15 protein-coding genes and 2 pseudogenes are annotated in these 13,630 nt (G+C 31.6%); 1 reads left to right on the top strand and 16 read right to left on the bottom strand.

Annotated features, from left to right (window positions below; genetic code table 11):
* The 12 genes and pseudogenes from B3J31_RS10635 to B3J31_RS10580 form a co-directional block, all read right to left on the bottom strand.
* Positions 1-2,460 (bottom strand): virulence-associated E family protein (locus tag B3J31_RS10635; RefSeq protein ID WP_346873969.1); only part of this gene is annotated, 2,460 nt, incomplete at its 3' end.
* Between the two features lie 20 nt (positions 2,461-2,480).
* Positions 2,481-4,442, bottom strand: coding sequence for a DNA polymerase (locus B3J31_RS10630; protein WP_346867420.1), 1,962 nt, complete (start codon positions 4,440-4,442; stop codon positions 2,481-2,483).
* On the bottom strand, positions 4,429-4,977 hold the full coding sequence (locus tag B3J31_RS10625; RefSeq protein ID WP_346867421.1) for a DUF2815 family protein: 549 nt from the start codon (positions 4,975-4,977) through the stop codon (positions 4,429-4,431). Before B3J31_RS10625 ends, B3J31_RS10630 begins: the two co-directional genes overlap by 14 nt.
* Positions 4,978-5,006: 29 nt before the next feature.
* Entirely contained in the window at positions 5,007-5,390 is a 384-nt protein-coding gene (locus tag B3J31_RS10620; protein ID WP_346867422.1) for a hypothetical protein, read from the bottom strand.
* 90 nt (positions 5,391-5,480) lie between these two features.
* Positions 5,481-5,882 carry a sigma factor-like helix-turn-helix DNA-binding protein gene (locus B3J31_RS10615; protein ID WP_346867423.1) on the bottom strand — a complete coding sequence of 134 codons (402 nt, stop codon included), beginning with the start codon at positions 5,880-5,882 and terminating at the stop codon, positions 5,481-5,483.
* A gap of 238 nt (positions 5,883-6,120) precedes the next feature.
* Positions 6,121-6,282, bottom strand: a complete 162-nt coding sequence (locus tag B3J31_RS10610) for a hypothetical protein (protein WP_167403036.1) — start codon at positions 6,280-6,282, stop codon at positions 6,121-6,123.
* Positions 6,283-7,284: 1,002 nt separating this feature from the next.
* Positions 7,285-7,478 (bottom strand): annotated as a pseudogene (locus B3J31_RS10605) (AAA family ATPase); the annotation flags it as partial.
* A 47-nt stretch (positions 7,479-7,525) separates the two neighbouring features.
* Positions 7,526-8,209: a hypothetical protein gene (locus B3J31_RS10600; protein ID WP_150844325.1), complete on the bottom strand. Its 684-nt coding sequence runs from the start codon at positions 8,207-8,209 to the stop codon at positions 7,526-7,528.
* 18 nt (positions 8,210-8,227) lie between these two features.
* Positions 8,228-8,860 (bottom strand): ATP-binding cassette domain-containing protein, encoded by a 633-nt coding sequence (locus tag B3J31_RS10595; RefSeq protein WP_150844326.1) that lies wholly within the window; start codon positions 8,858-8,860, stop codon positions 8,228-8,230.
* Complete coding sequence (locus B3J31_RS10590; RefSeq protein WP_150844327.1) at positions 8,860-9,591, bottom strand: hypothetical protein; 732 nt, start codon at positions 9,589-9,591, stop codon at positions 8,860-8,862. The genes B3J31_RS10595 and B3J31_RS10590 overlap by 1 nt, the downstream gene beginning before the upstream one ends.
* Positions 9,578-10,162, bottom strand: a complete 585-nt coding sequence (locus tag B3J31_RS10585; RefSeq protein WP_346867425.1) for a hypothetical protein — start codon at positions 10,160-10,162, stop codon at positions 9,578-9,580. The genes B3J31_RS10590 and B3J31_RS10585 overlap by 14 nt, the downstream gene beginning before the upstream one ends.
* Positions 10,163-10,975 carry a hypothetical protein gene (locus B3J31_RS10580; protein WP_150844329.1) on the bottom strand — a complete coding sequence of 271 codons (813 nt, stop codon included), beginning with the start codon at positions 10,973-10,975 and terminating at the stop codon, positions 10,163-10,165.
* A gap of 23 nt (positions 10,976-10,998) precedes the next feature.
* Here B3J31_RS10580 and B3J31_RS10575 point away from each other — a divergent pair, with 23 nt between their 5' ends.
* Positions 10,999-11,178: a hypothetical protein gene (locus tag B3J31_RS10575; protein ID WP_346873968.1), complete on the top strand. Its 180-nt coding sequence runs from the start codon at positions 10,999-11,001 to the stop codon at positions 11,176-11,178.
* A 102-nt stretch (positions 11,179-11,280) separates the two neighbouring features.
* Here the strand turns inward: B3J31_RS10575 and B3J31_RS10570 are convergent.
* The 4 genes and pseudogenes from B3J31_RS10570 to B3J31_RS10555 form a co-directional block, all read right to left on the bottom strand.
* A pseudogene (locus tag B3J31_RS10570) lies at positions 11,281-11,727 on the bottom strand (hypothetical protein); the annotation flags it as partial.
* Positions 11,728-11,844: 117 nt separating this feature from the next.
* A complete protein-coding gene (locus B3J31_RS10565; protein ID WP_346867426.1) occupies positions 11,845-12,069 on the bottom strand; it encodes a DUF4351 domain-containing protein in 225 nt (74 codons plus the stop codon).
* Positions 12,070-12,153: 84 nt separating this feature from the next.
* Entirely contained in the window at positions 12,154-12,957 is an 804-nt protein-coding gene (locus B3J31_RS10560; protein ID WP_346867427.1) for a RelA/SpoT domain-containing protein, read from the bottom strand.
* Positions 12,958-13,205: 248 nt separating this feature from the next.
* Positions 13,206-13,630, bottom strand: a 425-nt coding sequence (locus tag B3J31_RS10555) for a DUF4351 domain-containing protein (RefSeq protein ID WP_346873967.1), incomplete at its 5' end; no start/stop codon positions are given.

Genomic DNA, 13,630 nt, shown 5'->3' with positions numbered 1-13,630 from the left:
TTCAAGCCTAGTTTCAACCTTATTCTTTCTTATAAATGCTCTTTGACATCCATAATTTTTACCAAATCTCAGCTTTCCTGTGCCCATGTTATAGGGTTCCCAATCCTCAAGGACACGGAGCACATCATTAATCTCTCTAGAATTCATAGGTTTCATGTACTTAGGATCTCCTTGTAATAGCTCCACCCATATCTCCATGGCACATATTTTATCTCTTTTTTTAGTGGGTATTGCATCTTCTTTAAAGTTAGTTCCATGAATATAATTTCTTCTAGCTGCCACATCAAGGTCCTCCCAATTTTCAGGAAGAGACATTTCAAGGTATTCATGAATCAATCCCTCCATGGAACTTCTCTCTGTGTGCTTCTCTTGGATTTTAACTGCTTGCTCTTCTAGTTCTAGCTCTAAGAATAACTCTTCCCCCATCTTCCAAAGCTCCACAGCTTCTGCCCAAATCTGGTGGATTTCAGCCTTTATATCCTCTCTCCATAAATTCTTTTTAATTCTATGTTTCTCTACCATTACAGGCCAAAACCTTCTATTCCCTGTTTTATCCTTTAAGAAGTCCATTTCATTGGTGGTTCCAAAGAATACACACTGCCTTGGAAACTTTGTAACCCTCTTTCCATAGGCAACTCTATAGATATCTTCCCTCTTAGATATAAAGTGTTTTACTGCCTCCGTCTCTGCTTTTTTTGCAGCAGTAAGCTCTGCCATTTCTATAATCCAAGCATCTTGAAGTTGTTCATAGGCTTCTTTCCCTTGCACTGTGTTAAATGAATCAGAGTACCAGTTTTGCCCTAGAAGGCTTAAAATATGACTCTTACCTACACCTTGTTTTCCAACTAAAACCAGCATATAATCAAACTTCACGCCTGGATTAAAAATCCTAGCCACTCCAGCAACTAAAGCCTTTCTTGTAACCATTCTGTTATATTTAGTATCACTAGCTCCTAGGTAATCTATAAATAGGTTGTCAACTCTTTTAACTCCATCCCACACTAAGGAATTAAAGTAATCTCTAATGGGATGAAACTTATTTTTCTCCTCTACAATTAAAAGACCATCATTAATCTTCATGGGACTAGTTATCCTATAAACCTTTTCTATATAATGCCTTAAAGATGAATCGTCACTGTCCTTCCACTGATCCCCTTCTTTTTTATTAAGAAGCCTATGCCAGGGCAGATTACCCTTAATCATAGTTCTATGAGAAAATTCATTTAAAGCTATTTTCCCCTTTAGATTTTCGTCATTCTCAAGAATTAAACTAATATTTTCTATGGTGGACTTGTACTGCCCTAGCTTATCCACCTCTAAGTGCTGCATCCATTGGTTAGCCTCATCACCATTAAGCTCTTCCTCAATCTTAAAATCCACCTTAGCTTGCAAAAGCCGTTCCTTTCCAATAGTTAACTTTACCTGATTATCATTTCTAGCAAAGTCTATCATAGCCTTGTAGGAGGGCAGCTTAATACTTGGTGTATCCTCAGGTACTCCTTCATCTAGATGTCCAAAGCTATGAAGCCTCATTAAATCAAAGGCATTACAAAGGAGCCCTGATATAGGATCTGTACTGTGATAGGAGTAAGCAAAATCTCCTTCCTGATAAATTACAAGTCCCCCAGAGGTAGAGCCCTTTACATAGGTATATCTATCCTTGTCCATAGTAGGAATATATATATGATTTAAAAACTTATCTATAACCTGGGGAGTGGAATAGCTACGGCAAAAGGCTCCTATGATTCCCGCCTTTTCCCTTGGAGAGCCTTGCCTATTAGCTAAAGCTCTCCTGTGTTTATTAACCCTAGAGGATTCTGGCCAAGTACTTCTATCCTTCCAATTTTCATAGGAATTTAAAACCTGATCTGCATTAAGCCATGGAGCATCCTTATAGTGAAAGACAAATTCTCCATCACTGCTAGTTGAAGGCCAATACATAAGTCTAGAAGGCTCATAGGTACTATCATCAAAGTAATCCATGCCTATATCTTTAGCAACCTTTCTTCCTATAGCTTCATATTCCTCAGGTGTCACCCTTCTATTTAAAGGAATTACTAGGCGAAATCTAGGTCTATCTTCACAATGCTTATGGGTAGAGTATATAACTGCAGCAAAATCAAATAACATATCCAAGGTATCCCATAGGTAGGAAGTGGCATAATCACAATCTAAAGTCAGTAGTTGCCTATCCATGACAGAAGCCTTTGTCCTTCTACCTTCCTTTAAAGTACCACCTACAAAGCCACCCACATCCTTTATATTATCCTGAAGATCCTTAGGCGAATTTTTATACTCCTCCAAAGTTTCAGAGGTATAAACAGTACTGCTAAGTTTTTCTATTAGCTGTCCCCATGTGACATTTACATTATCCCACTGCTTATCCCTTCTGCTTTTCCCCACTGATAGAGCAAGGCTTCCTTCATACTTTAATGAACCTTGAATATTCGTTTCCTTCATAACTTACATACTCCCTTTTCTTAAAATTTTCTATAATAACTACTTTCATTAACCTCAGCTGTTAAAGGTAAATTCATAGCCCAAAGTATAGGCAGGCTCATGATTTCCTCCACCTCTTTAACAGAACCAAAGCCCTGAGGCACTTCCAAAACCACTTCATCATGGACATGGATAACGCATTTATATCCAGCCTTTTCAAGATTTAACATAGCCTCTCCAAGACAATCCCTAGCTATAGCTTGTACAATGTTTTCCGTAAGCTTACCTCCATAGGTTTTAAGGACTCCCCACTGCTTTTTATTTTGATCAACCCCTTCATAGGTAAGGACATTTTTATTAAGTCTAAAATCCCTCTTTACTCTCGCATTTATATAGGCAAGGCTTCTTCCTGAAGGCAGGGTTACAAACAAAATTCCATCCTCCATGGAAAAAGTAATCCCATTACGCATCTTTACAACCTTTCCATGGATTACAGATTTTAAAGCAGCTCTCTCAATATTCTTCCACAGCTTTACAATATTTCTGTTGGCAGCCCTCCAGGTGATAACTAAGTTAGTAACCTCCTTATCATCAAGGCCCATCTTTAAAGCTCCCATGGAAAGCAATGCTCCCCTACCTCCTTGATAACCTAGAGCAAGCTCTGCAATCTTTCCCTTTTCCCTAAGAATACTGCCCTTGGTAACCTCTTTCTCATCCACATGAAACATTTTAGCAGCAGAGGTTTCATAAATCCTTCCATGGGAATTAAAAACATTTAATCTCCATTTTTCATTTGCCAGCCAAGCTATAACCCTAGCTTCAATGGCATTATAATCTGCAATGATAAATCTAGAGCCCTCCTTAGGAATAAAGGATGACCTTATAAGTTCACTTAGAACCCTAGGCACACTTGGATAACACATGTCCAGTTCATAATAATCTCTACTTTTTAAAAGATCCCTGGCTATATCCAGGTCATCTAAGGTGGTCTTAGGTAAATTTTGCACCTGAACAAGCCTCCCAGCCCATCTTCCAGTTCTACTAGCTCCATAAAACTGAAACAATCCTCTAATTCTCCTATCCTTCCCCATGGCACTAGCCATAGCTTCATACTTTTTAATAGAGGTCTTAGAAAGGATTAACTTTAATCTCAGCACTGACTTAATTTCATCACTGATATCACGGTTTAACAGCCTTTCTATAGACTCCTTACTAAGACTATCTGTATAAACATCCCTATCTAAGAGCCAACTCTTTAACTTTTCATTGCTATTAGGATTTTCAATTCCTGTAACCTTTGTTATTTCTTCCTTTATATAATCCTGGCTTTCCCTTGCACATTCTCTAGCACTAGCTATAAGATCCTCATCAACTAAAATTCCATAATCATTAATCCTTTGATCCAGGTGCCATAGCTTTTCTTCCTTAGGAGTGAGTCTAAACTTACACAACCTTTTTCTAAGAGCCCTCTCCACCTCCACATCTCTTCTGCAATACACAGTAAAAAGCTGCCACCTAACAAAATCATCCTCTGGTACATGTCTTAAGGGTTGTCCATCCTCTCCATAGTTATAAGGCATGGAAAAATATTTAATCAGGTCCTTACCTTCCTTAAGTTTTCCTTCCTTCATCTCCATAGCATTTAAAGCTCCCTCTAAACTCCCTGGAAGTCCTAATAAAAGAGCATTTACAGCAGTACACCTCCACTGCTCTATTACAAGGTCCAAGTTAAAATACTTAGATATACATATCCTCTCAAAGTTAGTATTAAAGGAAGTCTTAATAACATCTTCACTAGTTAAAGCCTCCATAACTTCCCTAGGTATTTCCTCACCACACTTTAAATCTATAACCCTAACCTCCTCATCATCAAAGGCATAGGCAAAAAGTAGGATCTCAAAATCCTCTGCCTCACAATAGGCATAAACTCCACACTTACTAAGGTCTCTACTAGAATAAGTCTCTATATCAATAGACAAAAGCCTCTCTTTACCATGATTCATTATCATCATCCCCCACCATATCAAAATCGTCCTGGGCTCTAGATCTGCCACTTAAAAACTCTCCATCCTCAAGCTTTTGCACATTTTGAAGACCACAACCAACTCCCTTATTTCCACCTTGATTAAAGGCATAAAAGTTTATAGAAACTCTGCCATAGCAACCAGAGTAAACAACTCCAGGCTCTAAAATATCCCTAAGACTCCTATCCACAACCCCAGGCCTTTCCTTTGAAATAGCATTGATAAAATAATGATTGGTAAACTCCTCATGCTCACCTCTCTCCTCATCACCATCCCTAAGAGGCAACTTCAAATCCATAGGAATCTTACCACCCCAAAGAGCAGCTCCAGATAGCTTAGCCCCTTCAACACCCTTTATAATAGCTTCCAAAGTATTCTTATCTGACTTAGGAATAAGAATACAAACACTATACCTAGGCTCCTGATTAAGATCCATAATCCTTGGCTCAAAGAGATTTGTATAACAAAGCCTAACTTTTCCTGTAATAACCTTAGTATTAACCTTAACTGACATAATTAACTCCTCCTCATAATTAAATTAATTTACTGCACCTCATTAGCTTCCTTAAGCAAGTCTACATAATTCTCCCTTGGAACATCTGAAAGCCTCTCACCACCATACTTAATAAGGAGCTGACGAACCCTCTCATGGTCCCCCTTTTGAGACATAGCAGCCAATTTTTCTCTAATGTCCCCTAAAGTAACCTCATCCTTACAAAGCACATAGGCATCCTGTCCCTTTAGTTTTTCTTCCTTAGCATCCTCTAACTTCCAAATCAGTCCCTCTTCCTTATCTTTAGGTAATTCACCATCAGTACCTAAAGCCTCAGACTCCTTCTCATCCAAAGCTTGAAAAAACCTAGCTGAAAGTGTTAAAACCTTGATAAGTTCCCTGCAATTAAAGTTCACATTAATATTAATATCCATAAATAAACCTCCTTCAAAAAAATACCCTCTATATATAAAGCCTTCGTAGCAATGAATTCGTAGCTATTTTTGAAAGTTTTTTGAAAATTTTTAAAAATTTTTTAAAAGGATTCTTATTTCCTTATATATGAGCTTAAGAATCCTTCTTATGTTTCCCTCACTAACCCCTCTCTCTTTGGCAATGGAAATAATAGTTTTTCTTTGAAAAAACACTAGGTAAATTAACTTTCTCTCATCGAAAGATAATTTACCTAGTGCCTTATAAAGACTCTCATTAATTAATATTTTTTCTACATTCTCAATAACTTCAATATCATTAGATCTAAATTGAAAACCATGCTCCTCCATTTCCTCAAGAGAATTGTGTCTACGTCTCTCATTGCGATTATTATTATGAACCTGTCTTTCTATCTCCATGACAACTTTAATAAGCTCATCAGGTACAATAACCTCCTGAACTTCCCCTGTAATAAATTCATACTTAATATTCATATCCATCTCTCCTAGCTTCAAATTTTTTCATTGAAACTTTTATGAAGCTATTCAAAGCCTAGGTGGAGATGCTAAAAAAAGCCTTCCACAATGAAAGGCTTTAAAAACTAACCCTAGAAGGATTAAATTCTGTTAAAATAAAAAAATAGCCAAATGACTGCTAATTTAGCAACCATCCGGCTATTCGGTAGTTAATTCTCCATTGCTCGGTATGTTTTATTATACTTTAACTTATATCTTAACTCATAATATATGAAAATTCTATTTTTCTTAATTTAATATTGTTCTTTACCCCCAGAAGTTTTCTACACTTATTACACTTTATCTCTATCATTCCAACGTAGCTATTTTCCACATCGAATAATCTATTATTGCAAATTGGGCATCTCACCTGAATCAATTACATCTAATCCCCCTCTCTATACTAATTTTCCCCTTTAAATTACTTAATCATAATATAGACACGCTCTCATTAACCTACATTTCCCCTTAATATAACCTAACATATCCTTTTATTTATGTCTTTTCTACCAAATACTTTTATCTATAACTCGAATTCCATAAAAGCATAGTTACATTATATGACATTTTTAGGAGAAGGTCAAGGAATTATTTGAAGTATTTTGAAAATTTATTGTTTTTATCCATTATGGTGTTTCATAAAATTTCATCTTTATTTTCTAAATACTTTATTATTAGATTATTACCAATAATACTTATAAGGAATAAAGACACTGCAATAGCACTACATTTCATTGACACAGCATACTTATCAGATGACTTCAGAATAGTTATGAAAAAAATAAGAATAACAATATATGATGTAAGCTGTATTAATAGTGTGATTTTTATCTTTATATATGTTTTAAATGTATATTTATTTGATGTAATTAAATTGAAAGCGTGATCTTTTAGCAGGAAATGTATCCATTTATTATTAAACTTATTTTTTAATATTAACGTTAGTGATATAAACCAATATGGTATTGTAATTAATGCAAAAATGATAGTAATATAATACAGCATATTTTATCCCCTCTCCACGTGCTTTAATATAACTTATTTTACAATTTAGGAAGATTTTCTAATATACAAATTTCTAACTGCAGTGTAGAACTCTATCTGATTTTTAAATCTTTTGCTACTACTGAATCTCTTAATGTAAAAGACCATGTTCTCTAATTTGACTCCATTGTTGAAATTTAACTTCATCCATACTTCTATACCACCTTTTCAATAATTGTATATTAAAGTTATTTTATATATTATTTACATATTATAACATGAATTGTATTTTTTATGAAGTCTTAAAAAGAAATAACAATGGCTTTAAAGGCATGGGATTATAATATAATTCCATGCCTTTAACTCAATATTAACACATCCTAGAGAAAGGATGTATCTCTATGATTTTACATAGTTTACTCACCAAGAAGGGATAACCACAAGTATAAAAATAAAGCCTTCCTGCAAAGTATTCTTTACCAAGTTTTACATTTTTGCTTTCAGTGTAATCATCTAACATAGTGATTATTTCATCCTTTGAAAAGCTCATATCTACATTAAAATCAGTGGTTATATCCAAGGACTATTATGTTAAATTCCTTAATTAAAATCCATCACCATCCTATAATAATATTATGTTAGTGAAAGTATTTTTTTTCAATATCATATAATATGTTATTGTAGGTATCCACATAGGATTCTTTGTTAAAAAAAACTGGTAAATCAGCTACATCATTAAAATAAATTTCATTTTTTTCAGGATCATGTTCTATTAATTTGGCTTTATGATTTATTTTATATTTTCCAAATCTAGGAGTTGTAAATATATATCCATTACGCAACTCTTTTTTTTCTACTTTATTAGAGTTTTCGATTCCATTAAGAAAAACAATATAGTTTTCATCTTTTTTCATATTAATGTACCCTTCATAACAAAAATAATTCCAACTATGATAAAAATAACTGTTTTCATATAAATAAATTATATTTTCAGTTAGTTGCCCCTTAAAAGTATTTACTACTTTACACTTTCTTAAAAGGGAGTAAGTGTCAGGTTTTCCTTCGTCTATTGGTTGAACTTCTAATATTAAATTAGAGGCAGTTTCAAGGTCTGTAAGATTATTAATATCAAGTGTAAAATAGGGATATGCAAGTTGAAAGGTTTCATCGTCGTACCACGAGTATGCAACAGAGGGATTTATTTTCTTCTCCTCTTCAAGGGTAGGAATTGGCAAAAAAGAATCTTTAACTTTAAAGGCTGTAAAAAATGAAATTCCAATTACAATAGTTATACAGATAATCCATAAAAACTTTTTATTCATATTAATATCTCCTTATTGTCAATTGATTTCTTTAAATGTACCATTAAATAAACTTAGTTTTTTATCACAAATTTCCTCAATGTCATCCATAACATGGCTTACTATTAAAATAATGGTTCCACGTGCTTTCTCTTCAATCATTATTTTTTGAAAAATTTCTACCCCATCAAGATCTAAACTATTTGTAGGTTCATCCAAGAGTAGAATTTGGGGTTTTTCAACTATAGCTTGAGCTATTGCTAAGCGTTGCTTCATGCCTAAGGAGTATTTTCTTATTCTAACATTTTTCACATCTCCTAGCCCAACTTTATTTAAAGCCTCAATGCATTGTTCTTTTTTTACATTTCCTTTTATAGATGTGAGAAATTCAAGGGTCTCTAAACCTGTTTTGTCCTTCCAAAATAAAGGTGTTTCAATTATTACTCCAAGAGAAGGCAATATAGAAAAATCTTTATTTAAAACTTTACCATCATATTCAATTGTTCCACTTGTAGCTTTAGTAAGACCACAAATAGATTTAAGAAACACGGTTTTTCCAGAACCATTTTTACCTTGAATACAATATATTGTACCTGTTTTAAAAGTATAATTTATGTTTTTAAGTACATCATTGTTTTTAAAGCTTTTGCATAGATTATTTATTTTAAGCATTAAATTTCCTCCTTTTTTCTTAAAAGAATATTATAAAGAACAGACACTATAAATATTAAGGCTATATTAATTACAATACCTTTAGGTGAAATAACCATGTTATTTTCTCCAGGTTTATTGTGGAAACGTAATATGCTATTCATTAAGGGATTATTAATAAAAAAATAATTCAGCTGAAAGTACTCGAAAAACAATCCTATTACAAGTAAACTTATTTCTATTAAATAGGTAAAAGCTATGGAAATAGAAAAAGAGTGATAAATTCTAAAAATAAGAGTGATTAAAACTAAAAATAGTACAATTGAATAATTTATTGTAAATGAGATGAGTATTATGCCTATACTTCCAATAGAATATTTACCGAGGAAACAAAGAAATGCCATAGTAAATATGTAAGTAAATAGCATTAAACAAAATATTTCAAAAACAGCTTTAACAAAGAGCTTGCTTTTAAAAATCTTTTGTCCCCCTAATCTAGTTACCAGAAATATATAATTTTCATAAAAGCTATTGCAGCTTAGAGTTATAATTAAAGTCCAAAGAGCCATAGGAATAGCATATATAACAATACTATAAACATCTATAAGATATTCATAATCAAAGCTATTATAAATAAATAACAGAGAAGTACTTATATCACTAGCAGTATAGAGTACATCGTATTTTATTACAATAAGCATAATTGCTAGTAACATAGGAAAAATTAGTTTTTTTACCCTAGCTATATTCATAGCTTCCTCCCTCAAATTTATTTTTAATTAGATAAACACTATATAAAATTATATTTAACATAATGAAATAAATAATAGATAAAAAGATATTATTACCCTTTATTGGTCTCAAATCATAAAGTGTTGTTATAAATCTAAATATTGTAAAATCCGTCATGGAAAGTATGAAAAGTGTAACTTCGATAATAATACTACGTCTATAACTAAGCTTTGGAATAATTAATATAATACCTAGTAGAGATAAAAATAAAAAGTATTGTAGAAATAAAGCTCCAATTAAAGCTGTGTTAGCAGGCATATTTGAAATAAATACATTATCTATTGATAATATTAAAGCACCTATGATTGAATATTCTCCAAGAATCAACATTAACTTTTTTTGCCAGCTAAAGAAAGCTGTAAATCTTATAATTGAATAATACGAATAATAATTTCTTAAGTCAGTATAGAGAAGCCACAAATAAACTGGAATAAAAAACACAAATAACCGGTAGCTATCATAAAAGTTTTTTGTTAAATATAGTATTATAAAAAGTACAAAAATCATAAAGAGTTCTTTTTTTAATCTCATTTAATTAACCTCAATTTCTTTATTTACTCCTATTAGATACATTACAAATATAATTACTATTAAAATTATAGTAATTTTAATAAAACCACCAATCCCTGCATTAGGAGATAGGATGTTGATATAACTAAAAAATTTGTATTTTTCTAAATGGAGCTTGTCTAAAATAATACTTGAACCAATATAAACCCCATAGGCTAAAAGACAGCAAAGATACTTGTTAGTTTTTATTATCATTGATAAGCAATAAGTTAAGCATGCAAAGAGAGCAAAAGTTATTGAAGGTGTAAGCATATAAAATATATTATAAGCAAAGGGATGAAGAACCCTTAAATATTCAATATAATTTCCTCTTGGTAAATTGATTACAAATGCAGGTGTACCAGTGCTATTATCTAAACCGTGTAAAGGATAAGTAATCAAACATAATGCAAGATTAATAAGTAAAGGAATTAACATGATAAAAAATGATAATATAAAAACCGCTAAAAGGTTGTTTCTGTGATATTTTTTCTTATTTTCTCTTGTTAATATAAGAGATACGCAGTTGCTTTCTAAATCATCAATATATATATCTCCAAAGGCAAAAGAAATAATTAATGGTCCTACAATAGCAATGATAAGCACTATAAATCTAATATCAAGGGCTGTAAATATAGTATTATCATAAGCAGAACGCAAAGAAGCAACAGGATGTCCAAAATCAAAACTGGCTTCTGTGTAAAAAGCAAATATTGAAATGAAAAAAATAAACAGAAAGACTGCAATAGTTTTAGTTCTATTAAGACCTCTTTTAATTGTAGCTAATAAACTCATAAACTCACTTCCTTTAAAATAAGGTGGTAAGTAAATACCACCTTATCAAGTTTTACTTTAAATCTACTTTTCCAGAAACAACTCCTCTTCCAGAGCTTGTCCATCCATCTTCCATTCCTAATCCAACAAAATCACCCACCTTTTTTGTTGAAGTAAGTACTATGGTTCTAGGTAGATTGTATTGCGAATTTGATATAGTATAAGTCTTTGGATATCAATATGATACCATATTATACTATTATTGTAAATAAAATAAAGCTAAAACTTTTTTAAACTTTAGCATTCTCAAACTGTAGAAACCTTACTTAGCAATAAACTTCAACTATTCTTTTTCCTTTCTTACCTAGGTTTAAGGTTGTTTCTTTCACTGTTCCTACTTCTCCATTTACTCTTCTAAAATTAAATATTAAAAGGTATCCCTCATTAAGGCTATATTGCTCTAAGTACTGACCTAGCTGGTATAATCCTCTTTGATGATAAGATTCTCCACTCCATCTTTTAAGCTCATAGATTTCTTATCTTTCTTATAACCTTCATCATCATATGGTTATAGAGCAATTGTTCATAAATTTTATTACTTATCTTGCAATTTCCTTCATCTTCTTTTAAAATTCCATAGACACTTCCCATAATAATTTATCTTCACTCATTATGTTTTCATCTATGATTTTGCATAATTTACTCACCAGGAAGGGGCAACCAGAAGTGTAGAAATAAAGCCTTTCTGCAAAGTATTCTTTATCAAGAATGATTTTAAAGACATGGTGATTATCATATAATCCCATGCCTTAAATTCAATTTCTTTATTTATGTCTATTAGATACATTACAAATTAAATAAATACTGCTACTTATTTATATCATTTGTTATTATTCGGTAAACTTAAAATACTCTTCAAATTCCTCCACTGAATCTATATCAAAAATATCCATTCCAATTCTATCAATGGCATTAATGGGTAAATTCATTATCTTATCCTCATACTCTGCTGGTAGATTTTTAAACTTTTTTAATAATAGTTTAATTAATAATTCTGCTTTGCCCTTTTCTATGCCCCTTTTTTCAACTTCTGGATCATATAATGTTTTTGTCATTCTACTCACCTCATTTTCTAAAATTTCATCCTTAATAAAATTTCTATTCAGATATTCTATTAAATTCTGTATCGATAGTAACATTTATTTGTTTGTGGTTACCTGTCTTTTTAAATCCTCTATCTCTTTATCCTTAAGTTTTATTATCTTTTCATACTTTTGTTCCATTTCCATCAAGTTTTTGCTTAGCATATTTATAAAGGATGCCATCTCATCGGAACTTCCTGCTATACGGTTAAATAGCAAAAGATTTAATTTTAAGACCTCTGGGATCTCTTTATGAGAATATCTAAGTTGATGGTCAATCTCTCCATAGCCTTCTTCAAATATGGTTCTTACTTGAATTTCCGCTATAACCTTTTGATTAGTTGGGAAAAATTCTATAAGATAATGGACAGAACGGTATCCTGATTTTCTAGAATTAATTTGTATGTTTAATTCCTCAAATATTTTTGTATCATCCCCTTCTCGAACATTTGCGGTTATCTCAACAACCTTCCAAGTGCCCAGAATATAATTATGTATATCTTCCCAATCATCCTTGAATATATGTATGGCTCTAATACCTATTAAATCATTTATCTCTTCTTTATAGTTAGAAACAGAAAATTGAAAATCCTCTCCATACTTTGATTTTCTATCCTCTGTCTTTCTAATAATCTTTTCAATAAGCCTTTCTGAATCCTTTACTCTAGATTTTACCGTATGTATTTTCTTATGTGCCCTAAGTGTATTTGCTATAAATTCTGCTTGTGTCTCATAAGTCTCTTTATACATATTGAAATCCATATATATTTCTTCTAAAGTGTCCCAAACTATTCCACTCTTTATAATCTCTTCTTTCTTAAGATGATATTTACTTAAAAAAGTTTCTTTATCTAAAATCATAAACCTTGCCACCTTCAGTTTTACTTATTTTGTCCATAATAAATATATTTTATGATATTTTAAACTTATTGTAACTCAAAATGATAAAAGATAGCAAATTGTATTTTATATACTTTATCCTTTAATAATAACGATTTTTAAGGCATGGTGATTATCATATAATCCCATGCCTTAACTTCATTTTCTTTATTTAAGCTTATTAAATACAATACAAATGATATAAATACTATTACTATTTGTATGATTTGTTATACTTTAGTAAGCTTAAAATACTCTTCCAATTCCTCCACAGAATCTATATCAAAAATATCCATACCAATTCTATCAATGGTATTAATGGGTAAATTCATTATCTTATCCTCATACTCTGCTGGTATATTTTTAAACTTCTTTAATAATTGCTTAATTAACAGTTCTGCTTTGCCTTTATTAATTCCTTTTTCTATTCCTTCTGCTATTCCCTTTTCCATGCCCTTTTCTATGCCCCTCTTTTCAACCTCTGGATCATATAATGTTTTTGTCATTCTATTCACCTCATTTTCTAAAATTTCATCCTTAATAAAATTTCTATTTAGGTATTCTATTAAATTTTGTATTGCTAACAGCATTTTATGGAAATCTTCTCCTAGTATTTCATTAGAATCGAAGAGCTCCTTGGATTCATTAGCTAATT

Origin of the sequence: Clostridium sp. UBA5988, assembly GCF_002435615.1 — a bacterium.
Lineage (GTDB): Bacteria > Bacillota > Clostridia > Clostridiales > Clostridiaceae > Clostridium_J > Clostridium_J sulfidigenes.
The sequence above is the reverse complement of the archived record's forward strand: the minus strand, read 5'-3'. Positions and strand labels throughout refer to the sequence as shown.

Excerpts from the sequence above, each read along its gene's own strand:
- B3J31_RS10630 (WP_346867420.1), bottom strand. The coding sequence starts at position 4,442 with ATGAATCATGGTAAAGAGAGGCTTTTGTCTATTGATATAGAGACTTAT.
- B3J31_RS10625 (WP_346867421.1), bottom strand. The coding sequence starts at position 4,977 with ATGTCAGTTAAGGTTAATACTAAGGTTATTACAGGAAAAGTTAGGCTT.
- B3J31_RS10620 (WP_346867422.1), bottom strand. The coding sequence starts at position 5,390 with ATGGATATTAATATTAATGTGAACTTTAATTGCAGGGAACTTATCAAG.
- B3J31_RS10615 (WP_346867423.1), bottom strand. The coding sequence starts at position 5,882 with ATGAATATTAAGTATGAATTTATTACAGGGGAAGTTCAGGAGGTTATT.
- B3J31_RS10600 (WP_150844325.1), bottom strand. The coding sequence starts at position 8,209 with ATGAATAAAAAGTTTTTATGGATTATCTGTATAACTATTGTAATTGGA.
- B3J31_RS10595 (WP_150844326.1), bottom strand. The coding sequence starts at position 8,860 with ATGCTTAAAATAAATAATCTATGCAAAAGCTTTAAAAACAATGATGTA.
- B3J31_RS10590 (WP_150844327.1), bottom strand. The coding sequence starts at position 9,591 with ATGAATATAGCTAGGGTAAAAAAACTAATTTTTCCTATGTTACTAGCA.
- B3J31_RS10585 (WP_346867425.1), bottom strand. The coding sequence starts at position 10,162 with ATGAGATTAAAAAAAGAACTCTTTATGATTTTTGTACTTTTTATAATA.
- B3J31_RS10580 (WP_150844329.1), bottom strand. The coding sequence starts at position 10,975 with ATGAGTTTATTAGCTACAATTAAAAGAGGTCTTAATAGAACTAAAACT.
- B3J31_RS10565 (WP_346867426.1), bottom strand. The coding sequence starts at position 12,069 with ATGACAAAAACATTATATGATCCAGAAGTTGAAAAAAGGGGCATAGAA.
- B3J31_RS10560 (WP_346867427.1), bottom strand. The coding sequence starts at position 12,957 with ATGATTTTAGATAAAGAAACTTTTTTAAGTAAATATCATCTTAAGAAA.